The organism is Streptomyces sp. NPDC030183 (assembly GCF_055573455.1).
The window spans coordinates 132,240-153,062 of record NZ_JBVIBK010000004.1; the positions used below are offsets into that span (position 1 = coordinate 132,240).

Genomic DNA, 20,823 nt, shown 5'->3' on the forward strand with positions numbered 1-20,823 from the left:
GGGGGCGCGGCATGACGCGTTCGGGCGTCAGGTGGGTCAGGTGGGTCAGGTGATCGGCGCTCGGCGGACGGCGGTGTCGGCGTCCCGCGGTCGTGCGGCCGGCCGGGTGGTCACACGGTCAGCGCCCGCCCGGTCAGGCCGAACGAGAGGCGCTCGCTGTGCCGGTGCAGCAGCTCGGCGAAGAGCGGGGCCTCGACCGGGCCGGGCAGCGGGCCCGGCCGGCGTCTGCCGGGCGCCGAGCGGTGCAGGGCCGCACGGAGCCATGAGGGGTCGGCCAGGAAGGTCCCGGGGTCGGCGTGCCGCCAGACCTGGAGGCAGGCGGTGCGGGCCCACAGGCGTACGTACCGGGTGACGAGGTCGTAGTGCTCGGGGCGGGCGTCGACCCCGAGGTCGACCGGCGCCAGCCGGACGCATGCGGAGGCCAGCTCGGTCAGGTCGGTCCGGTCCGCCTCGGTCGCAGCCCGCAGATCGGCGTGGCCGGCAGCCCAGGGCGCGTCGGCCAGGGCGTGCAGTGATCCGGCGATCGGGTCGCGGCCGGCCGCGTGCAGGGCCAGCCGGCCGAACGGCAGCGCGGGCAGGCCGGTCCCGAGCGCGAACAGGTCGCCGGGCGCGTCCGCGGCCGGACGGGACCACGACCGCCGGGCCAGCAGCGGAAGCTGGGGCAGCAGGCTCATCTGGCAGGCGGCGCGGGCGATGTGCCCGAAGCCGACCGGCGCGAGGTCGCGCAGCAGCTTCTGGAACAGCGCGGTCGTCCCCTCGCGCAGGTAGAAGTGCGCGCCGAGCAGCTCCGCCAGCCGGTCCATGGCCTCCAGGAGCAGCCGGGCCACCTCGAACTTCACCGCCGACGAGTACACGCTCGCCTGTCCCGGCAGCAGGTGCAGCGCCCGGGCGCCCACCGCGCCCAGGGCCTCCGCGCGCAGCAGGTCGGCGAAGACGGCCGTCAGCTGGGCACGGACGTAGGGCAGGTCGGTGGCGGGGGCGCCGTACAGCCGGCGCTCCGTCAGGTGGTCCAGGGCGAGACGCAGTCCGGTGTCGAGGATGCCGCTCGCCATGGCGGGCAGGACCGTGCGGGTGATCTGGAGGGCCTTCAGGGCGTTCTCCAGGCCCGAACCGACGGGGCCGAGGACCGCGGTGTCCGGCACCGCCAACGCGTCGAACCGCAGACCGCCGAGCTGGAGGCCGCGCATACCTACGGTGCCGAAGCGCGGCAGGTCGGTCAGCCGGCCAGGGTCGGCGCTCGCACGGTCGACGAGCACCAGGGAGTGGCTGCGCGGGCCCGGTCGCGGGTCGCTGCGGGCGAGGACGACCATCGCGTCGGCGCGCCGGATGTTGGTGACGACCTCCTTGCGTCCGCTCAGACGCAGCCCGTCCGGTGCGGCGGTCGCCGTGAACTCCGTGCCGGCCATGTCGTTGCCGTGCGCCAGCTCGTGGAAGGCGATGGCGATACGGCGGCCGTCGAGCAGGGTCCGGGCGGCGAACGCGGTCTGCTCCTCGTTCCCCGCGGTCCACAGCGTGACGCCGGCGATGAGGGAGCTGGCGCCGTAGCCGAGGCCGAGGACGGGGTCTCTGCGGTAGACGCTCCGCATGACCTCCACGAGGTGGTCCGCCCGGTCGAGCCGTCCGCCGTGCTCGGGCGGGACGAACTCGGCGTTGAGTCCGTAGTCGTGGAGCAGCGACTCCCCGGCGGCGAGCGTCTCGGCGCGCTCGTCGGCGTCGAGGATCGCGGCGGCGCCGACGGGGTTGGCGGGGTCGTCGAGGGCGCCGAGCAGATGCTCCAGTTCGTCGGCGCGCTTCGGGGCGGGGCCGGCGGCCGGTGGGCCGGTCTGCGTGAGGGGGGTCACGCGGCACCTCCCAGGAGCGTGAACTCCGGTGCGTTCCAGTCGAGGAGGACGCCGGCCATGGCGTCCGAGACAGCGTTGTCGTCGGCGCCGAGGAGGGCGGTGAGGCAGGCTCTGGGCCACAGGGCGCCGGCGCCCAGCGGTCCGGTGCGCAGGCCGGGGTTCTCCTGCCACAGCAGGAGGCACGCGGCGGCCGCGTAGGCGCGTTCATAGCGTTCGGCGAGCTCGAAGGCGGTGCTGGGGAGGCCGCCGGCGACCGGCACGAAGGTGGCCGACTCCTGTTCGAGCAGGTCCAGTTCGTCGAGGAGCGGACCGGTGAGCGCGGCCAGTTCCGGGGGCCCGGTGCGGCGCACGCGCTCCACGGTGTCGGGCAGCGACTGCACGGCGCCGCATCCCGTGACGGACAGGAGGGACAGCCGGTCGGGGGCGAAGGGGGGCAGGGGCGCGGTGAGGTCGGCGGCGGCGCGCACCCCGTCGGTGTCGGCTCGCCGGCGACGCAACTGCCGTGCCAGCCGCGGCAACTGGTTGAGGAGCGCGGCCCGGTTGACCACGGTGCTGCCGTCGAAGATCGCGCAGATCCGGTGGTCGCGTTCCAGCTTGGCGAAGCCGCCGCCGGGCGGGGAGGTGAGGAAGCCACGGACGCCGAGGAGTTCGCCGAGGGTGGTGAGCGTCTCCTGGGTGACGGTGGGGACGTACGCCTTGGCGATCGGCGCGACGACGCTCAGTTCGCCGGGCAGGGTGTGCGCGGAGCGGGTGGCGAGCAGGCTGACGGCCTCGGCGAGCAGCGCGGAGGTGGCGGCCCGGCCCAGCACGCGCCGTACGTGCGGGATGTCGGCCAGCCGGCGGCCGTACAGTGCGCGGCCGGTGGCGAAGTCCCGGGCCAGGCGCAGGGCGTGGTCGGCGGCGCCGAGGGAGAGGGCGCCGACCGCGATCCGGGTGAGCTGGAGGGTCTTGAGGACGATCGGGATCCCGTCGCCCTCCCCGCCGATCAGCGCGTCGGCGGGGACCCGGGCGCCGTCGAGGGCGAAGCCGCTGATGTCGGCGCCGCGGATGCCGTGGGTGCGGATCTTGGGCAGGTTCCGCCAGCTCCCTTCGGGCAGGCGTTCCCGGTCCACCAGGAAGAGGCTGAAGCCGCGTGCGCCGCCGGCCGGGTCGGTGCGGGCGAGGACACAGGCGAGGGCGGCTCGCGTGGCGTTGTTGATGAGCCACTTCTCGCCGTCGAGCCGCCAGCCGCCGCTGTCCTCGGCAACCGCCGTGAGTTCACCCGAGAGCAGGTCGGCGCCGTGTCCGCGCTCCGTCAGCCCCCAGCACACGGCGTCCCCGGCGCGCACCCGCCCGGCCAGGCCGGTGATCTGCTCCGCCGTGCCGGCCACCCACACCGGGGCCGTCCCGAGGAACGTCTTGCCGTGGGCGATCGCCACGGTCAGGTCCCGGCGGGCGACCGCCCGCAACAGCCGTACGGTCTCGCTGAGTTCGGCGCCGTCGGACAGGACGTAGTGGGCGGGGAGCCCTGCCTCGTCCAGGGCGAGGACCGCCCGGGACGGGAACTCCTCGTCCGCGTCGAGCGCGGCGAGCGCCGCGGGGGAGAAGGCGTCGTCCACCGCTTCGGTCCCGTCCCCGGTGAGCAGCGCGTCCAGGGCGCTCGCCGTGGTCATCGCGGGCCCCGCTCGCGGTGGGCCGCGAGTGCGGAGGTGAGCCGCGGGTCCTCACTGAGGAAGAAGGGCTCCAGCTGTCCCGAGAGGTACAGGTCGCGCATCGCCGAGCGCTGGATCTTGCCGCTGGTGGTCCGGCGGACCGAGCGCGGCCGGACCAGGACGACGGCGCCGACGGGCACGCCGAACTCGCGGGCGATGGTCTGCTTCATGGCGGTGGCGAGTGAGCGCAGCCGTTCGGTGTCCGGCTGCGGACGGATCTCGTGCACGGCGACGACCGCGGGTTCGGCTGCCACGCCGTCGGCGCCGCCGACCAGGAACACCGCACCGAGCAGGTCGTCCAGCTCCTCGTGGCGCAGGCGGAGTTCGTCCTCGATGTCGTGCGGGTACACGTTGCGGCCGTGGACGACGAGGACCTCCTTGCGGCGGCCGGTGATGTACAGGTCGCCGTCGAGCCGGCCGCCGAGGTCGCCGGTGCGCAGGAACGGTCCCCGGCCGTCGGCGGTGCGGGCACCGAACGTGGCCTGCGTGGCGGGCTCGTTGCGCCAGTAGCCCCCGGCCACACAGGGGCCGCTGAGCCAGATCTCACCGATGCGCCCGTCCGGCAGTGGCCGCGCGGTGTCCGGATCGACGATCAGGGCCTGTGAGCCGGTGTCCGCCCCGCAGCCGGTGAGTGTCCGGGACGGCTCCGTGGCCGTGGCCGGGGCGAGGAGTCCCCGTTCCAGGCCCTCCGCGCCGACCGGTGTGGTCACCGGCCTGCGTCCGCCGGTTCCGGAGGCCATCAGGGTCGCCTCCGCCAGGCCGTACATCGGGAGCATCGCCTCGGGCCGGAATCCCACGGGTCCGAACCGCTCCTGGAAACGGTCAAGGGTGCCGGCCCGCACGGGCTCGGAGCCGTTGACGGCGGCGGCGACACGGGACAGGTCCAGGGTGGCGAGCTGTTCGTCGGTGACCCGGCGGACACACATGTCGTAGCCGAAGTCGGGCGAGGCCGTGATGTTGACGTCGAGTGAGTCCATCATCCGCAGCCACTGGTACGGATTGCGCAGGAAGCTCACCGGGTCCAGCTGCGCGTACCCCCGGCCGAGCAGGATGCCGGGCAGCATCAGGCCGATCAGGCCCATGTCGTGGTAGAGGGGTATCCACCCTCCGGCGCGGGCGGAGCCGTCCACGCCGATCGAGCCGAAGATGCGCTGCCCGTTGGTGAGCAGGTTGCCGTGGCTGACCATGACCCCCTTGGGGTCGCCGGTCGATCCGGACGTGTACTGCAGCAGCGCCACCGTGTCCGGTGAGACCGAGGGCTCGGACCACGCGGAGGGATCGCCGTCGCCGGCGTCGGTGGTGTGGACGGTCAGACCGTCGACGCCCGCCTCGGCGGCCCATTTCTCCAGGGTCGCCCGGTCCTCCTCCTGGGTGAGGAGCACCCGTACGCCCGCGTCCCGTGCGATGGCGGCGAGACGGCGGTGCTGGTGCCCGGAGCGGGCCGGCACCGGGGCGGGTACCGCGATGAGGCCCGCGTAGAGGCAGCCGAAGAAAGCGGTGACGAATTCGAGTCCCGGTGAATGGGCGAGAAGGGCCCGGTCGCCGGGCTCGTACCGTTCCTGCAGCCATGAGGCCGTGCGCCGGGCACTTAGTTCGAGTTCCGAGAAGGTTCGGCTGGAGCCGTGAATTTCGTGGGAACCGGAAACAAAGAATACGGCCGGTTCGTGCGGATCACGGGCCGCACGTTCCCTGAGCGACGTGATTAATTCTGGCACATGGCAGACCGTAGATGATCATGATCCATGGAACGACAACAGAATGTCCAAGCGAACCTAAAGAAACGCCATCGAACAGCCAAGGATCCTTGGGACTACCTGGGTCGACGTGGCAGGGCGAGCGGCGTAGAACGGACCTGTGCATCAGACGACCACGTCGACCATCCTTATCCGGGACTTACACAAGAAATTCCGAGGGAACCATGCATTGCGGGGAGTTGAACTGGAGGTTCACCCGGGAGAGGTCATGGCCCTGCTGGGCCCCAATGGCGCAGGCAAAACCACTCTGGTAAAAATTCTGACGACGTTGCTGCGACCGGACTCCGGACAGGTCTTCGTGAACGGCTGGAATGTCGCGAAAGAGCCGGAAAAGGCGCGCGCGACCATCGGTATGGCCGGCCAGTATTCGACGGTCGACGGTATGCTCACCGGTTCGGAGAATCTGTATCTGATCGCGAGACTGCGGGGGATGGGCCGCCGCACCGCGCGCCGCGTCGCCGACGACCTGCTGTCCCGATTCGGCCTCACCGCCGCGGCCGGCCGCCCGGCGGGCACCTACTCCGGCGGCATGCGCCGCCGCCTCGACCTGGCCGCCGCCCTCATCGGCGCCCCGCCCCTGATCGTCCTGGACGAGCCCACCACCGGACTCGACCCCGAGAGCAGGCTGGACACCTGGGAGGCGGTCGGCGAACTCGTCGCCGACGGCACCACCGTCCTGCTCACCACCCAGTATCTGGAGGAGGCCGACCGCCTCGCCGACCGGATCACCGTCATCGACCAGGGCCGGGTGGTGGCCGAGGGCACCAGCGACGCGCTGAAGGCCGCGGCAGGCAACCGCCTCGTCCTCCACGTCGCCGAGGACCGCGACCTCACCCCCGCCACCCGGGCCGCCGCCCGCGCCACCGGCGTGACGCCGGCCGTCGACCGCCGGGCCCGGCGGGTGGAGGCCGCGGTGACCGACGGCAGGGCGGCGCTGAGCCGGGCGCTGGCCGCCCTGGAGGAAGAGGGGGTGGACGTGCTGGAGGTGGGACTGCACCGGTGCACGCTCGACGACGTGTTCCTCGGGCTGACCGGGCGGGCCGCACGCTCCGGCAAGGGCACGGGACCCGCCGTCGGGGGACCGCGCCCGGCGCGCGGGCCCGGACGCGAGCGATCCGGGGCGCACGACGTCCCGCTCGACGTCCCGCACGGCGAGGCCGGCTCGCAGTCGGGGGTGACGCGGTGAGCGCGCCCGCCCGTACGGCCCACACCGGTGCCGGAACCGGCATCAAAACCGGCACGGGAAGCGGCCGAGCCGCCGCAGCCGGCGGCGACCCCCGTCCTTACCGCCCGGCCGGCCCCCGACGCCACCTCGTGGTCAGGGTCGCCGCGGAGAGCACCGACCTCGCCCTGCGCAACCTGCTGCACCTGCGGCGCAGCCCCGGACTGCTCATCTCCTGTCTGTTCGAGCCCGTCCTGTTCGCCCTGCTCATCGGCTACGTCTTCGGCAACAGCCTGGGAGGCCCGGCCTACCGCTCGTATCTGGTGGCCGGACTGATCGCCCAGACGGTGGCCTTCACCACCTCGTTCACCACGGTCGGGCTCGCCAGGGACCTGGAGCAGGGCATGGTCGACCGGTTCCGCACCCTGCCGATCTCCCGGGTCGCCCTGCTGCTCGGCCGGACGACCTCCGACCTGACCACCTGTGTGGCCAGCGTCGCCGTCACCACCACCTGCGGCCTGCTGATGGGCTGGCGCCCGCTCAACGGGCCCTTCCACGTGGCCGCCGGGATCCTGCTGGTGCTGCTGTTCGCCTTCGCCATGTCGTGGATCGGCGTGTTCGTCGCCCTCGTCGCCCCGAACACCCAGGTCGCCAGCAGCCTCGGCCTGATCTGGCTGTTCCCGGCGACGTTCATCTCCTCCGGCTTCGTCTCCGGCACCACCCTCCCCGGCCCGCTGGCCACCGTCGCCGCCTGGAACCCGATCACCTCGCTCGCGGGCGCCCTGCGCCGGCTCTTCGGCAACACGCCCCCGCCGGGCTTCCCCGCGCAGCACGGCTGGCCCGCCCAGCACCCCGCGCTCTACACCGTGGCCTGCTCGGTGCTGCTCATCGCCGTCTTCACCACCCTCTCGACGTGGCGCTACCGCACCCGCACGGGCCACTGAGCCCGTCCCCGGCCCGCACCGGACACGCGCCATACGCACAGGAGTCCCCATGACCGCCCCTTCCTTACGGCTCGGCCTCAACCTCGGCTACTGGGTCGGTGGCAACGACGCCTCCCAGCTCGCTCTCGCCCAACTCGCCGAGGAACTCGGCTACTCGGCGGTGTGGGTCTCCGAGGCGTTCGGTTCCGACGCCGTGACGGTCCTGACCAGGATCGCCGCCCGCACCACCCGCATCGACGTCGGCACCGCCGTCCTGCAGATCCCCGCCCGTTCGCCCGCCATGACGGCCATGACCGCCGCCACCCTCGACACCCTCTCCGAGGGCCGCGTCCGCCTCGGCCTGGGCGTCTCCGGCCCCCAGGTCTCGGAGGGCTGGCACGGCGTCAGGTTCGCGTCGCCGCTGGGACGTACCCGGGAGTACGTCGACCTGGTGCGCCGCGCGCTGCGCCGTGAGCCGCTCGCCTACGAGGGAACCCATTTCACGCTGCCGCTCCCCGACGGGCCGGGCAAGGCGCTCTCCTTGACCATCCGCCCGCCGCGCGAGCACATCCCCGTGTACCTCGCCGCCCTCGGCCCGAAGAACCTGGAACTGGCCGGGGAGATCGCCGACGGCTGGCTGCCGGTGTTCTTCTCACCCGAGCACGCGGGCAAGCAACTCCAGGCGCTGCGGGCGGGGCTGGCCAGGTCCGGACGCACCCTCGGCGCGTCCGAGGGCCCCGACGGCCCCTGTTTCGACATCGCCCCCAGCGTCCCCCTCGTGACCGGCACCGACTGGCGGGCGTGCGCCCGGCGCGTCCGCGGCTACGCCGCCCTGTACCTGGGCGGTATGGGCGGCCGCGACGACAACCACTACACCCTGCTCGCCGAGCGCATGGGCTTCGGTGCCGAGGCCCGTACCGTCCAGGAGAGGTTCCTGGCCGGCGACTACCCGGGCGCCATGGCCGCCGTACCGCTGGAATTCCTCGACGCCACCTCGCTGCTGGGGCCGCGCGAGCGGATCGCCGAGCGGATGGCGCAGTACGCCGAGGCCGGCGTCACCACGCTCAACGTCATGCCCGTCGGCCCCGGGATGCCCGGCCCTAACCGCGCGGCCCAGGCACTACGCACGGCGGCCGAGGCGGCGGAACTCACCGGGCTGTTCGCCTTCGCCCCCCACCACCAGCGCTGAACAAGGAGACACCCCCACCCATGACTTCCCCCGCCACGACCCAGCTGGTCTGCCTCCCGTACGCCGGAGCGGGCGCCTCGTTCTACCGCCCCTGGAAGACCCTGGCCGCGGACACGCTGGAGATCGTCGCCCTGCAACTGCCGGGCAGGGAACGCCTGATCGACGAGGAGCCGTACCGGGACGTGCACCGGGCGGTCGACGGCCTGCTGGCCGAGCTGACGGAACGGCTCGACGGCGGCGACACCCGAGTGGCTCTCTTCGGCCACAGCCTCGGCGCCGTGCTCGCCTACGAACTCGCCCACCGCCTGGCCGCCGAGCCCCGCGTCGAACTCGTCCACCTGTTCGTGAGCGGCTCCCCGGAACCGGCCCGGGGCCGCGAGCGCCACGCGACCGGCCTGTCCGACGAGGAATTCCTCGCCCGGGTCGCCGAGTTCGCCGGCTACCACCATCCCGCGCTGGACGACCCGGAGATGCGCGAGATGATCCTGCCCGCCCTGCGCGCGGACGTGGAGATGCACGAGAGCTACACCCCCGGCACCGACCTGCCCCTGGACGCGCCCCTGACGGTCATCCGGGGCGAGGACGACGACCTGGTCTCCTACGACGACGCCGAGTCCTGGAGCAAGGTGGCCGGCCGCGACTTCGATCACCTGGAGGTCCCCGGCGGCCACATGTACCTGACGGACACGGCGCCCGCCCTGATCCGCCTGATCGCCTCGACGGTGCTGTGACCACCCGCCCCCCTTCGTACCCAAGGAGCACCCCCATGCGTCTGCACGGCAAGTCGGTCCTCATCACCGGCGCCGCCCGCGGACTCGGCAGAGCCACCGCCGTCGCCTGCGCCGCCGAGGGCGCCGATCTCACCCTGGTGGACATCTGCGCCGACCTGCCCGGTGTGCCCTACCCGCTGGGCACACCCGGCCAGTTGGAGCACACGGCCACCCTGTGCCGCGCGGCGGGCGCCGCCGTGCTCACCGCCGAGGCCGACATCCGCGACACCCGCGCCGTACGGGAGGCGGTCACCCGCGCCGAGGACCGCTTCGGCCGGATCGACGTGGCCGTCAACAACGCCGGCATCGCCGCGCCGTCGGGCAAGCCGGTGCACGAGATCAGCGAGGACGAGTGGTCGCTGATGATCGACGTGGACCTCTCCGGGGCCTGGCGTGTCATCCGCGAGGTGGGCAAGGCCATGAGCGCCCGCCGCGCCGGCAGCATCGTCAACATCGCCTCCACCGCCGGTCTGGTCGGCTACCGCCACTTCGCCGGCTATGTCGCCGCCAAGCACGCCGTCGTCGGACTCACCAAGGCCGCCGCCCTGGACTACGCGCCGACGAAGGTACGCGTCAACGCCGTCTGCCCCGGGTCCGTACGCGACGACGCCACCGCCGAGGGACGCATGCTCGCCGAGATCGCCCGGGCCCTCGACGTCCCCGTCCACGAGCACGAGCAGACCTTCCTGGCGGCCCAGCCCATGAACGCCCTCGTCGAACCCGAGGACGTGGCCGCCGCGGTGGTCTTCCTCGCCTCCGACGAGTCCCGCCGGATCACCGGCTCCGTCCTGACCGTGGACGGCGGCTTCAGCGCGCGCTGAAGCCCCGCGAACACCGAGGAGTACGCGCCTTGTCCGCGCCCCACTGCCACGCCCTGCGCCTCCCCTTCGAGGCCGTCCCCGACCTGGCCGGCCTGCCGGACCTGTGGATCGAGGACGTGCCCGCCCCGTCGTCCCACCCGCTGGCCGAACGCCGCCGCGCCGCCGAACTGGCCCGCCCCGCCGAGGACGTGCGGCGAGTCCTGCTGCGCTACGGCGACGGCTCCTGCGACCTGATCACCGTGGCCGACCGGCACCGGTGGGACGGGCAAGCCCTGACCGGCCTGGCGGCGGTCGGGGTCGGCCTTCCCGCCGCCGGGGCGAGCGGCGTCCGGGTGAGCGGTGCCGGGGCAGACGGTGTCCGGGCGAGCGCCCCCACCCTCCCACCGGCCCCCGCGTGGGGCTTGCCCACCGACGACACGGCCGCCCACAGCCACCACACCCTCCCGTTGGACGAGGTGGGCGACGAGGACAGCTGGCTCAGCGCCCTCTGGGTCACCCTGCACCGCTACGACCCCCGGACAGCCCCCGTCATCGGCACGGACCACGGCACCTTCTCCTGCGAACCCGCCTCCACACTGGCCGAGTTGAAGCCCTCTCCGGCGGACGCCGAGCCCGGCGGCGCCGCTCTCGCCGGGCTGCTGTTCACCGACCGTGCCCTCCCCGGCGAGTACACCCCCTGCCTGGCCCCGCCCTTCCCCCTGACCTTCTCCGTCGTCCACGACTCCCACGGCCCTCACCTTCGCTGCGACCACCTGGGCAGCCATGTGTCCCCGGAGATCGCCGTCCAGTTCACCCGCCACCTGGCCCACGTACACGATCAAGTCCTGCGCCGCCCCCGAACACCCGTGCGCGACGTCGAACTCCTCGACGACGCCGAACGGACCCGCATCGCCGCCCTGGGCCGCCCGCCCCGTCCGCTGCACACCACCCCGACCACCATCCCGGACGCCTTCGCCCGCATCGCGACGACCGCCCCCGACCGCATCGCCGTCACCGACGGCACCACCAGCCTCACCTACCGCGAACTCGACGCCCACGCGACGAAGCTGGCCGAGGGACTGCGCGCCAGAGGCGTCACCGCCGGCGACCGGGTGGGCGTCTGCCTGGACCGCACCGCCGAACTGGTCATCACCCTCCTCGCCGTCCTGAAGGCCGGCGCGACCTACGTCCCGGTCGACCCCGCCTACCCGGCGGACCGCCTCGCCCACACGGCACGGGACGCGGGCATCGGTGTCGTGATCACCCGCCACCCGGAGTTCCCGGCGGTCCCCGGCTGCGCACCGACGTCCCCGGACGACCTGCGGGACGCGGCCGGGCACACGGCCGCCCCCCACAGCACCACCGCCCCCACCCCCGGGCACACTCCGGACACCCCGGCCTACGTCATCTACACCTCCGGCTCCACCGGCCGCCCCAAGGGCGTCCTCGTCCCCCACCGCAACGTCATCGCCCTGATCGACGCCACCCGCGACGAGTACGGCCTCGGCCCCGAGGACGTGTGGACCTCGTTCCACTCCAGCGCCTTCGACTTCTCGGTGTGGGAGATCTGGGGCTGCCTGCTGACCGGTGGCCGCCTGGTCGTCGTGCCGTACTTCGTCTCCCGCGAACCCGACCGCTTCCGTGACCTGCTGACCTCCGAGAAGGTCACGGTGCTCAGCCAGACACCGTCGGCCTTCGCCCAGCTCCTGGACACCGACCACAGCGAGCTGAGCGTCCGCCTGGTCGTCTTCGGCGGCGAACCCCTCGACGCCCGCATGATGCTCCGCTGGTTCGACCGCCACCCGGAGTCGACCTGCCGGGTGGTGAACATGTTCGGCATCACGGAGACGACGGTCCACGTCACCGAGCAGACACTCACCCGCACGCTGGCCCTGGCCGCCACCCGCTCCGTCGGCCGTGCCCTGCCCGGCTGGCACCTGTACGTCAGGGACGAGGAGGGCCGGCTGCTGCCACCGGGCGTGGCGGGCGAGATCTGCGTCGGCGGGGCCGGCGTCGCGCTCGGCTACCTGGGGCAGGAGGAGCTGACGGCCCGGCGGTTCGTGCCGGACCCGTTCACCGGCGGCACGATGTACCGCAGCGGCGACCTGGGCCGGCTGCGCCCGGACGGGCGCCTCGAACACCTCGGCCGGATCGACAGCCAGGTCAAGATCCGCGGCTTCCGTATCGAACTCGACGAGATCCGTGCCGTCCTGCTGGAGGACCCCGACGTCCGTACGGCCGCCGCCGTCGTCCACCGCGACGACCCCTCCGACGCGGCCGCCGCCCGTATCGACGCGTACGTGACGCTGTCCCCGGGCGGCGACCCCGCCGCGGTCCGCGAACGGGCCGCGAACATCCTGCCCGAGTACATGCTCCCCGCCACGGTCACCGCCCTCGACAAGCTCCCGCTGACACCCAACGGCAAGCTCGACCCGTCGAAACTCCCCCCGCCGGAGGTACGGCGCGGGCCGGCGAGTACCGCACAGCCGCACCAGTCCGCCCCCGACGACGACCTCACCCGCACCCTGTGCGAGATCTGGACCGAGGTGCTGGGCGTGCCCGTGACCCCCGACGACGACTTCTTCGAACTGGGCGGCAACTCCCTGTTCGCCGTCCGCATAGGCGCGGCCCTGCGCGCCCGCGGCCTCCCCTCCCTCCGACTCCGCGAGCTGTACCGCCACCCGACGATCAGGGCCACGGCGGCGAACCTGAGCACGCCGGGGGAGTGACCGTACGCCGGCAGCGGGGTGCGGCCACCGGCATCACGGCCGCACCCCTCCTTCACGAGGTCGTATAGGGGTCTTGGCTGAGCAGGTGAGACTTCAGGCCCTCGCCCACGCCCGGCTCCGGGGTGCCCGCCCAGTCCTTGATGAGAACGGCGCCCGTGCTGCAGCCCCACGGGTTCCAGGTCCACGCGAGATACCCCGTGCCGTGCGCGTCGGCCCAGTCCACCAACCGCCGCATGTAGTCGAAGCCGCAGTTGTCCTGGCCGAACTCTCCGATGACGACCGGCACCTTTTGTGCGAGCGGCGCGATCTGACTGTCCCAGCAGGATGCGGTCGCACAGGCGTTGAAGCTGTACGCGTGCCACGACGCGGCGATGTTGTTCAGCGGGTCGGTCGGCATGTGCGCCAGCCACTCGCGCATGTCGTTGGCCCACTCCAGGCCACCCAGCATCAGGACGTTGGTCGCGCCGGTGGTCCGGACCGCGTCGACCAGGTCCTGCATGCCGGCCGTCTCGTAGGACAGGCCCGTGCAGGTACCGCCGTCCCGCCAGCACCGCCAGCCGACGGTCTTGTCCCAGTCGCCGGCGATCTCCGGGTAGGGCTCGTTGAACAGATCGAAGACGACGGCGTCATCGCCCTTGAAGGCGTTGGCGACACTCGTCCAGAACTGGGGGGCGTACTGCGCGTCCGGCATCGGTTTCTGGCAGGTCGCGGTGGTGTCCTTGCAGTGCCAGTCCGGCCCGTCGGCATAGGCGCCCCGCGTCCAGTGCAGGTCGAGGATCGGGGTGATGCCGTTGTCCACCAGCAGGTCGACGTAGTCCTTGACGCCCTGCTGGTACGTGGCGCCCTTGGGTGAGCCGTTGATGCCGAGCCAGCATTCCTCGTTCAGCGGCAGGCGTACCGCGTGGATGTTCCAGGTCTTCATCGCGTCGACGGAAGCCTGGTCGACCGGGCCGCCGTCCCACAGCCCCTTGCCCTGCACACAGGCGTATTCACCGCTGGAGCGGTTCACACCCAGCAGCCGGTACGGCTTGCCGCTCGCGGTGACGATCTTGTTGCCGGACACCTTCAGCTCCGGGGCCGGACCGCTGGGACCGCCGGTCGGAGTGGCGGTGGGGCTGGGAGACGGGGAGGTCGAGCCGGTACAGGTCACGCCGTTCAGCGCGACGGACGCGGGTTCCGGATTGGCGCCATTCCACGCGCCGGTGAACCCGATGGAAGCCGAACCGCCGGTATTCAGAGCCGCGTTCCAGTCGAGGCTGGTGGCGGACACGCGGCTTCCGGACTGGGTCCACGTGGCACTCCAGCCGTTGGTGACCTTCTGGTCGGCGTCCGGGAAGTCGAACGTCACGGTCCACCCTCGTACGGGGGAGCCGAGATTGGTGATGGCCAGGTCCGCGTTGAACCCTCCCGGCCATTGACTCTGCACCTTGTAGGCGACCGAGCAGCCGGTCGCGGCTGCCGAAGCCGGCAGGGTGGCGAGGGCAAGACCACCCAGGATGAGCGCACCGGCGGCTCCGGTGGCCACCAAAACATGACGACGTTTCACCTGATCTCCTCGTTGCGTTAAGGGATCGATGAGCGCGAAACATCATCGTCAAATCAGTGACTTATAAAAGTCAATGCGCATTCTGTTGACTTCTGAATACCGAGTGGTCGGTCGGAGAGAAAAGGCTCATGCTATTCAAGTCAACTACTGGCTTGAAAGAGTGATGCCGGGCGGGGGACGCTACGCGGCCCCAGACCTGGACGGGGTTGTGTCCCAGCTCTCCACGGGCCGCGCCGACCCGCCGCGACGGATCACCGACATGGGGCGCGGCCTCCTGCCGGCCCTGGCCCCGCCCGACGTCATCGCCGGCCCGCGGATTCCCGACGCGGACGGCATGGGGTGAGCCGTCCCCTTCTTCGAGCGGACGGTGTCCGCGCCGCCGGGACCGGTGTCGTCAACGAGGCGTGCTCTCCACCCGTTCGAACTCCTCCTCGGCCAGGGCGCCCCAGGCCGGCTGCTCGGCCGCGGTCTTGGGCAGTCGGCGAAGCGCCAGGACGCCGAGCGCGACGTGGAGGAGGCCGGCCACCGCCACCGCCGCGTGCAGGCCGGTGACGAAGACCGACTTCGCGTCCGTGACCACCGCGGACGTGAGACCGGGCAGGCGCAGGGTCTCGTCGAGTGTGGGAGCGAGGTCGGGTCCTCGGAGCCGGAAGAGCAGCGCGGCTAGGGAGCCGATGAGGGCACTCGATCAAGCGATTGACTGTGTCAGGCGCCACAATCGAGCGACATTGTCGAGTGACAAGGTCGCTTGTATGGTTCTAGTCATCGACAGCCTGTGCGGAGCGAAAGGCAAGCTCATGACCCACGAGACCCTGCGCGGAACCGAACCGATCCCCCAGCGGCCCGCCCTGCCTCTGGTCGGCCACGCGTTCGACATCCCGAGTGGGGCCGACGGCCTGCTCTATGTGATGAAGGAGGCCAGGGAGCTGGGGCCGCTGTTCAAGCTCCGCGTGTTCGGCAACGAGATCAACTTCGCCTCCGGGCTCGACCTGGTCACCGAGCTGGCCGACGAGAGCCGGTTCCGCAAGAACGTCCACCCCGACCTGGTGATCCTCCGGGGCATCGGCGGCGACGGACTGTTCACCGCGTACAACGACGAGCCCAACTGGCGGAAGGCGCACGACGTCCTGATGCCGGCGTTCTCACTCGGCGCGATGCGCGGCTACCACGCGACGATGCTCCGGGTCGCCCGGCAGCTCATCGGCAAGTGGGACGCGGCGGCCGGCGCGGAGCCCGTGGACGTGGCCGACGACATGACGCGCCTGACGCTCGACACGATCGGCCTGTGCGGCTTCGGCTACGACTTCGAGTCGTTCGACCGCGACGAGCCGCACCCCTTCGTCACCGCGCTCGCCCGGGCGCTCGCCTTCGCCCAGGACAAGGGGGAGTCCATCCCTGGCGCGGAACTGTTCAAGTGGAAACAGGCGGAGCAGTTCCGTGAGGACGTGGCCCTGATGGAGGGCCTTGTCGACGAAGTCATCCGGCAGCGCCGGGAGTCCGGGGACCTGAGCACCGACGACCTGCTCGGGCGGATGCTGCACACCCGTGACGCGGTGACGGGCGAGCCGCTGGACGACGTCAACATCCGCTACCAGGCCATCACGTTCCTCATCGCCGGTCACGAGACCACCAGCGGGGCGCTGTCGTTCGCCCTCTACTACCTGACCAAGCACCCCGAAGTCCTCGCCCGCGCCCAGGCCGAGGTCGACGCCCTGTGGGGTGACACGGACGCCCCCGAGCCCGACTACGGCGACATCGGCAAGCTGACGTACATCCGCCAGGTGCTCAACGAGAGCCTCCGGTTGTGGCCGACGGCGCCCGCCTTCGCGGTGGAGCCGATCGAGGACACGGTCATCGGCGGGAAGTACGCCGTGCGCAAGGGCGAGTCGATCCAGATCCTCATCCCGCAGCTGCACCGCGACCCCGCCTGGGGCGACAACGTCGAACTGTTCGACCCCGACCGGTTCCTGCCCGAACGGGAGGAGGAGCGGCCGGTCCATCTGTTCAAGCCGTTCGGCAACGGTGAACGCGCCTGCATCGGCCGCCAGTTCGCGCTGCACGAGGCCACGCTGGTCCTCGCGCTGGTGATCCACCGCTACCGTCTGATCGACCACACCAACTACCGGCTGAAGATCAAGCAGTCGCTCACCCTCAAGCCGGACGAGTTCACCCTGAACCTGGCCCGGCGCACCGGCGACGAGCGGCGCCTGCCCGCCGCCCGGGCCCACGCCGCCGCCACTGCCGTCGCCGGCAAGGACCGCCCCGCCGTCCGACGGGCCGCCGGGACCGCGCTGACCCTCCTGCACGGCTCCAACCTGGGCACCTGCGTGGGCATCGCCCGCGACCTGGCCGACGACGGCGGCGAGCGCGGCTTCACCGCCTCCGTCGCCCCCCTCGACGACGCCGTGGGCAAGCTCGCCGCGGCCGACGGGCCGGTCGTGATCGTCGCCGCCTCCTACAACGGCAGGCCCACCGACGACGCCGCCGAGTTCGTCACCTGGCTGGAAGGGCTGGAGCCCGGCGCGCTCGACGGCCTCCGGTACGCCGTACTCGGTGTCGGCGACCGCAACTGGGCCGCCACCTACCAGCGCGTGCCCACCCTCATCGACGAGCGGCTCGCCGCCGCGGGCGCCACACCGCTGCTGGAGCGCGGCGCCGCCGACGCCGCCGGTGACTTCGCCGGCACGGTGGACCGCTGGACCGCCGACCTGTGGACCACCCTGCTGGAGCGGTACGGGACCGCCGGGGAAGCGGCTGCCGCCGAACCGGAGGACGACCAGGGCACGGGACTGTACGAACTGGAGGACGCGACCGAGTCGGTCATCGGCGTGCTCGCCGCACGCCACGGCGTCCAGCCGATGGAGGTGCTCGACGCCGGTGAACTCGTCGACATGAACCACGGGTTGGGCCGCTCCAAGCGCTTCCTCAAGCTGCGGCTGCCCGAGGGCGTCACCTACCGCACCGGCGACCACCTCGCCGTGCTCCCGAGCAACCCGGCCGACCTCGTCCGGCGGGTGGCCGATCGGTTCTCCCTCGACCTGGACCGCACCGTCCGGCTCCGGGCCCGCCGCCGCAGCCGGGGCGCCTTGCCCGTCGACCGCCCGCTGACCCTGCGCCGCCTGCTCACCGACTTCGTCGAACTCCAGGACCCCGCAACCCGGGAGCAGGTCGCCCTCCTCGCCGCGCACACCGCGTGCCCGCCCGAGAAGCGTCCCCTGGCCGAACTCGCCTCGGCGGACGAGGAGACCTTCCGCGAGCAGGTGACCGCCGCCGGACGCAGCCTCCTCGACCTGCTGGAGAAGTACCGGGCCTGCGAGCTGCCGTTCGAGGTCTTCCTGGAGCTGCTGCCCGTGCTGCGCCCGCGCCACTACTCGATCTCCTCGTCCGCCGCGGCCTCGCCCGGCGAGGTCGACCTGATGGTGTCGCTGCTCGCCGCGCCCCACCGCGGCGGCGAGGGCACCTTCCGCGGCATCGGTTCGCACTACCTCCAGACGGTGAGCGCCGGCGACACGGTCCAGGCCCGGGTACTGCCCTGTAGTGAGACCTTCCGGTTGCCCGAGGACGACTCGGTGCCGGTGATCCTGGTCAGCGCGGGCACCGGTCTCGCCCCCTTCCGCGGCGCCGTCCTCGACCGCCACCACGCCCGGTCGAACGGCACCCTGCTGTGCTACTTCGGCTGCGACCATCCCGACGTCGACTACCTGCACCGCGCGGAGTTCGAGGCGGCCGAGGCCGCCGGAGCCGTCAGCATGCGGCCCACCTTCTCCTGCGCGCCCGAGGACGGGGCCCGCTTCGTCCAGGACCGCATCGCCAAGGAGAGCGACGAGGTCTGGGGGGTCCTGGAGGCCGGCGGCCGGGTCTACGTCTGCGGCGACGGCCGCCGTATGGCCCCCGCCGTGCGGGAGGCGTTCATGGCGATTTACCGCACGCACACCGGTGCCGGGGACGACGAGGCGAGCGCCTGGCTGAACGCCCTGATCGAGTCCGGGACCTATGTCGAGGACGTCTGGGCCGGCTGACCACCGCGCCACCGCGCCACCACGACGCCGCGCCACCGCGCCACCACAACGCCGCGCCACCGCGCCACCGCGCCACCACAACGCCGCACCACCGCGCCACCACAACGCCGCGTCACTGCGCCACCACAACGCCGCGCCACCTGGCCACAGACCGACAGGGTCACGGACACCCCCCACATCCGTGGCCCTGTCTCTTTCGCACCGCGCCGCCTCCCGCGCCCTCCTGAACCCGTGCTCCTGAATCCCTGCTGACGAACTCGTGAGGTTCTCATGCTCATCGCACGCTCGGCGCCCCGCCGACGACCAGCTGCCCTACCCACCACCCCTCGAAGGAGCGGACGGTGAACGCGCGCGGCGGTTCCGCTCTCACCTTCGGCGTGGCGGTCGCCCTCGTCGCCGGGGTGACCCTGGGCAACGGCGGAGCGAACGTGATGCCCGTCTTCGTCGACGACTTCGCGACACGCTTCACGCTGTCCGACTCCGCCGCCGGCCTCGTGGCCGCGACCCAGCTGATGGCGACCGCCGTCGTCACGCTCCTGCTGGCCGGGCGGGCGGCGCGGCCGGGGCGGGTGCGGATGGCCCGTCTGGGCCTGGCCGTCTCGTGCGTCGGCTTCCTCGGCGCGGCGGCGGCCACCGACCCGGTCACCCTGGTCCTCGCCAACCTGGTCCTCGGCGCGGGTCTGGGCGCGGTCTACGCGGCGGCCACGGCCGCGCTCGCCGCCACCGACGACGCCGACAAGGCGTCAGCGGTCACCATCTGCGGTGTCGTCGGGGTGACGGCGCTGCTGATCATGGGCGTGCCCATGGCCAACCACGACCTGGGGGAGGGCGCAGGCTTCCTGCTCATGGCGCTGTGCTGTCTCGCAGCCTGGCCGCTGGTGCGGCGGCTCCCCGACGGCCCCGCCGGTCCCACAGCGACGGGCGCCGGTCCCACGCCGCCGCGCGCCGGGTCCGCCGGTGGGCGAAGGGCGGCGTCGTCGAGGCCGTCGGTCGTGCTGCTCGTCGGTACCGGGCTCCTGTGGGCCGTCACCCAGGGCGCGTGGTCGTACGCCTCGGTCCTGGGGCGCCAGCACACCGGCATGTCGCACTCGGCCGTGTCGGCCGTCCTCGCCGTCTCCAGCGTCGTGGCACTCGTCGGCGCGGTCGTGGGGCCCGTCACCGCGCGGTACTTCGGGCGCATGCGGTCGATGGCCGCCTTCGTCCTGGCGCAGTCCCTCGCGATGGCGGTCCTCATCTTCACCCACGACCCCGTGTTCTTCACCGTGGCGGCCGTCCTCTGGCAGGGCTGCCAACTGGCCGTCCTGGTGCAGATGCTGGCCGCGGCGGCGCTCCTCGACCCGACCGGTCGGCTGGTCGCCTCCCTCAGCGGTGCGGGGGCGCTGGGCACCGGCGTGGGTCCGTTGGCCGTCGGCGCCGTGCTCGACGGGGCCGGGGCCGGCGTACTGAGCATCGCCCCTGGCGAGCGGCACCTGCCTCGCCTCGCTGCCCCTGCTGAGGATGACGGTGGCCAGTGGGCGGACCGCCGCCGCGCCCCAGCCCGGACGCGTGCCGGCGGGCTGAGGAGGCCGCACGGCCGGAGCGTGCCCACGGACCTGCCGATCAACTGCCGAGGGGTCGGCGCGGACGAAGACCGTCCGCGCCGACCCCTTCTCGCGTCCTGTCAGCTCATCGGCTCGTCAGCTATCGGCTCATCCGTGCATCGGCTGGTCACTGCGTCGGCAGGGGCACGAACTCCATCCGGCCGCCCGCGAGGGCGACGACGGCGGAGACCAGGGCTTGGAGGCAGGTGAGTTCGGCCTCCTCGTCGGGCAGGGAGAGGCGCTGCGACGAGAGGCCGTCGAAGCCGGCGAGGAAGAAACGGGCGAGGGTCTCCGGCGGCTGGGCCAGCCGGTGACCGGCACGCTCGGCCGCCTCGGCCACCAGCTTCGTCGTCACGGCCGTCACCTCGCGGTAGTGGCCCTCCAGGGTCTCCTTCAGCCGGGGCGTCCGCAGCGCGAACATGGTCAGTTCGGTCAGCAGTAGGTGCGTGGTCGGTTGCTCGCGCACGGTCCGCCACAGGGCGGCGGCGAGTGCCGCGACCGTCTCCTCGAAGCCGGCGTCCGTGGGCGCCGCCCGTTCGACCTGGGCGATCAGATCGTGGGTGAGCTGCTCCATGACCGCGCGGTACAGGTCTTCCTTGGTGCCGAAGGTGTAGTGCACCGTGGCCTGGGCCACGCCCAGCTCGGCCGCGATGGCACGGGTGCTGCCGGCGGCCACGCCCTCCCTCGTCATGAGGTCGATGGCGGCCTTGATCAGCTGGGGACGGCGCTCTGCCGCGGAAACGTGAGCCATAAATCCACTATACCGACTTAGTCCCGCGAACAAGTCGTTCGATCATGTCGGAGAGTGGTCCCGGGCCG

Annotated in this window: 15 protein-coding genes; 9 read left to right on the forward strand and 6 right to left on the reverse strand. The window is 72.4% G+C overall.

Annotated elements, in window-relative coordinates; all coding sequences use genetic code 11:
• Positions 1–110: 110 nt before the first annotated feature.
• Genes ACZ4Z2_RS06685 through ACZ4Z2_RS06695 form a run of 3 tightly spaced genes read right to left on the reverse strand, consistent with a single transcriptional unit; the run spans position 111 to position 5,247 of the window.
• The gene (locus ACZ4Z2_RS06685) at positions 111–1,841 is read right to left on the reverse strand and encodes an acyl-CoA dehydrogenase (protein ID WP_468073060.1); all 1,731 of its coding nucleotides are present in this window, start codon (positions 1,839–1,841) and stop codon (positions 111–113) included.
• Positions 1,838–3,493, reverse strand: coding sequence for an acyl-CoA dehydrogenase family protein (locus tag ACZ4Z2_RS06690; RefSeq protein ID WP_468073062.1), 1,656 nt, complete (start codon positions 3,491–3,493; stop codon positions 1,838–1,840). Before ACZ4Z2_RS06690 ends, ACZ4Z2_RS06685 begins: the two co-directional genes overlap by 4 nt.
• On the reverse strand, positions 3,490–5,247 hold the full coding sequence (locus ACZ4Z2_RS06695; protein ID WP_468073064.1) for a fatty acyl-AMP ligase: 1,758 nt from the start codon (positions 5,245–5,247) through the stop codon (positions 3,490–3,492). The genes ACZ4Z2_RS06690 and ACZ4Z2_RS06695 overlap by 4 nt, the downstream gene beginning before the upstream one ends.
• 139 nt (positions 5,248–5,386) lie before the next feature.
• Here ACZ4Z2_RS06695 and ACZ4Z2_RS06700 point away from each other — a divergent pair, with 139 nt between their 5' ends.
• From ACZ4Z2_RS06700 to ACZ4Z2_RS06725, 6 genes are read left to right on the forward strand one after another with little or no spacing between them, the layout of a single operon-like run.
• Positions 5,387–6,472: an ABC transporter ATP-binding protein gene (locus ACZ4Z2_RS06700; RefSeq protein ID WP_468073066.1), complete on the forward strand. Its 1,086-nt coding sequence runs from the start codon at positions 5,387–5,389 to the stop codon at positions 6,470–6,472.
• Entirely contained in the window at positions 6,469–7,392 is a 924-nt protein-coding gene (locus tag ACZ4Z2_RS06705; protein WP_468073068.1) for an ABC transporter permease, read from the forward strand. Before ACZ4Z2_RS06700 ends, ACZ4Z2_RS06705 begins: the two co-directional genes overlap by 4 nt.
• Before the next feature lie 49 nt (positions 7,393–7,441).
• Positions 7,442–8,560, forward strand: coding sequence for an LLM class F420-dependent oxidoreductase (locus tag ACZ4Z2_RS06710; protein WP_468073070.1), 1,119 nt, complete (start codon positions 7,442–7,444; stop codon positions 8,558–8,560).
• Between the two features lie 20 nt (positions 8,561–8,580).
• Positions 8,581–9,291 carry a thioesterase II family protein gene (locus tag ACZ4Z2_RS06715; protein WP_468073072.1) on the forward strand — a complete coding sequence of 237 codons (711 nt, stop codon included), beginning with the start codon at positions 8,581–8,583 and terminating at the stop codon, positions 9,289–9,291.
• A 35-nt stretch (positions 9,292–9,326) separates the two neighbouring features.
• Positions 9,327–10,151 (forward strand): SDR family oxidoreductase, encoded by an 825-nt coding sequence (locus ACZ4Z2_RS06720; RefSeq protein ID WP_468073074.1) that lies wholly within the window; start codon positions 9,327–9,329, stop codon positions 10,149–10,151.
• Positions 10,152–10,180: 29 nt separating this feature from the next.
• Positions 10,181–12,859 carry a non-ribosomal peptide synthetase gene (locus ACZ4Z2_RS06725; protein WP_468073076.1) on the forward strand — a complete coding sequence of 893 codons (2,679 nt, stop codon included), beginning with the start codon at positions 10,181–10,183 and terminating at the stop codon, positions 12,857–12,859.
• Positions 12,860–12,911: 52 nt separating this feature from the next.
• On the opposite strand, the gene ACZ4Z2_RS06730 is transcribed toward ACZ4Z2_RS06725, so the two are convergent.
• Complete coding sequence (locus ACZ4Z2_RS06730) at positions 12,912–14,405, reverse strand: cellulase family glycosylhydrolase (protein ID WP_468073078.1); 1,494 nt, start codon at positions 14,403–14,405, stop codon at positions 12,912–12,914.
• A 208-nt stretch (positions 14,406–14,613) separates the two neighbouring features.
• Between ACZ4Z2_RS06730 and ACZ4Z2_RS06735 the strand changes: the two genes are divergently transcribed.
• On the forward strand, positions 14,614–14,748 hold the full coding sequence (locus ACZ4Z2_RS06735) for a hypothetical protein (RefSeq protein WP_468073080.1): 135 nt from the start codon (positions 14,614–14,616) through the stop codon (positions 14,746–14,748).
• 51 nt (positions 14,749–14,799) lie between these two features.
• Here ACZ4Z2_RS06735 and ACZ4Z2_RS06740 read toward each other — a convergent pair whose 3' ends face one another.
• Positions 14,800–14,985: a hypothetical protein gene (locus ACZ4Z2_RS06740; RefSeq protein WP_468073081.1), complete on the reverse strand. Its 186-nt coding sequence runs from the start codon at positions 14,983–14,985 to the stop codon at positions 14,800–14,802.
• 217 nt (positions 14,986–15,202) lie between these two features.
• Between ACZ4Z2_RS06740 and ACZ4Z2_RS06745 the strand changes: the two genes are divergently transcribed.
• Positions 15,203–18,424, forward strand: a complete 3,222-nt coding sequence (locus ACZ4Z2_RS06745) for a cytochrome P450 (RefSeq protein ID WP_468073083.1) — start codon at positions 15,203–15,205, stop codon at positions 18,422–18,424.
• 341 nt (positions 18,425–18,765) lie between these two features.
• A complete protein-coding gene (locus ACZ4Z2_RS06750) occupies positions 18,766–20,214 on the forward strand; it encodes an MFS transporter (RefSeq protein ID WP_468073085.1) in 1,449 nt (482 codons plus the stop codon).
• Here the strand turns inward: ACZ4Z2_RS06750 and ACZ4Z2_RS06755 are convergent.
• Entirely contained in the window at positions 20,132–20,755 is a 624-nt protein-coding gene (locus tag ACZ4Z2_RS06755) for a TetR/AcrR family transcriptional regulator (protein ID WP_468073087.1), read from the reverse strand. The genes ACZ4Z2_RS06750 and ACZ4Z2_RS06755 overlap by 83 nt on opposite strands.
• Between the last annotated feature and the right edge of the window lie 68 nt (positions 20,756–20,823).

Excerpts from the sequence above, each read along its gene's own strand:
- ACZ4Z2_RS06690 (WP_468073062.1), bottom strand. The coding sequence starts at position 3,493 with ATGACCACGGCGAGCGCCCTGGACGCGCTGCTCACCGGGGACGGGACC.
- ACZ4Z2_RS06710 (WP_468073070.1), top strand. The coding sequence starts at position 7,442 with ATGACCGCCCCTTCCTTACGGCTCGGCCTCAACCTCGGCTACTGGGTC.
- ACZ4Z2_RS06715 (WP_468073072.1), top strand. The coding sequence starts at position 8,581 with ATGACTTCCCCCGCCACGACCCAGCTGGTCTGCCTCCCGTACGCCGGA.
- ACZ4Z2_RS06720 (WP_468073074.1), top strand. The coding sequence starts at position 9,327 with ATGCGTCTGCACGGCAAGTCGGTCCTCATCACCGGCGCCGCCCGCGGA.
- ACZ4Z2_RS06745 (WP_468073083.1), top strand. The coding sequence starts at position 15,203 with ATGACCCACGAGACCCTGCGCGGAACCGAACCGATCCCCCAGCGGCCC.
- ACZ4Z2_RS06755 (WP_468073087.1), bottom strand. The coding sequence starts at position 20,755 with ATGGCTCACGTTTCCGCGGCAGAGCGCCGTCCCCAGCTGATCAAGGCC.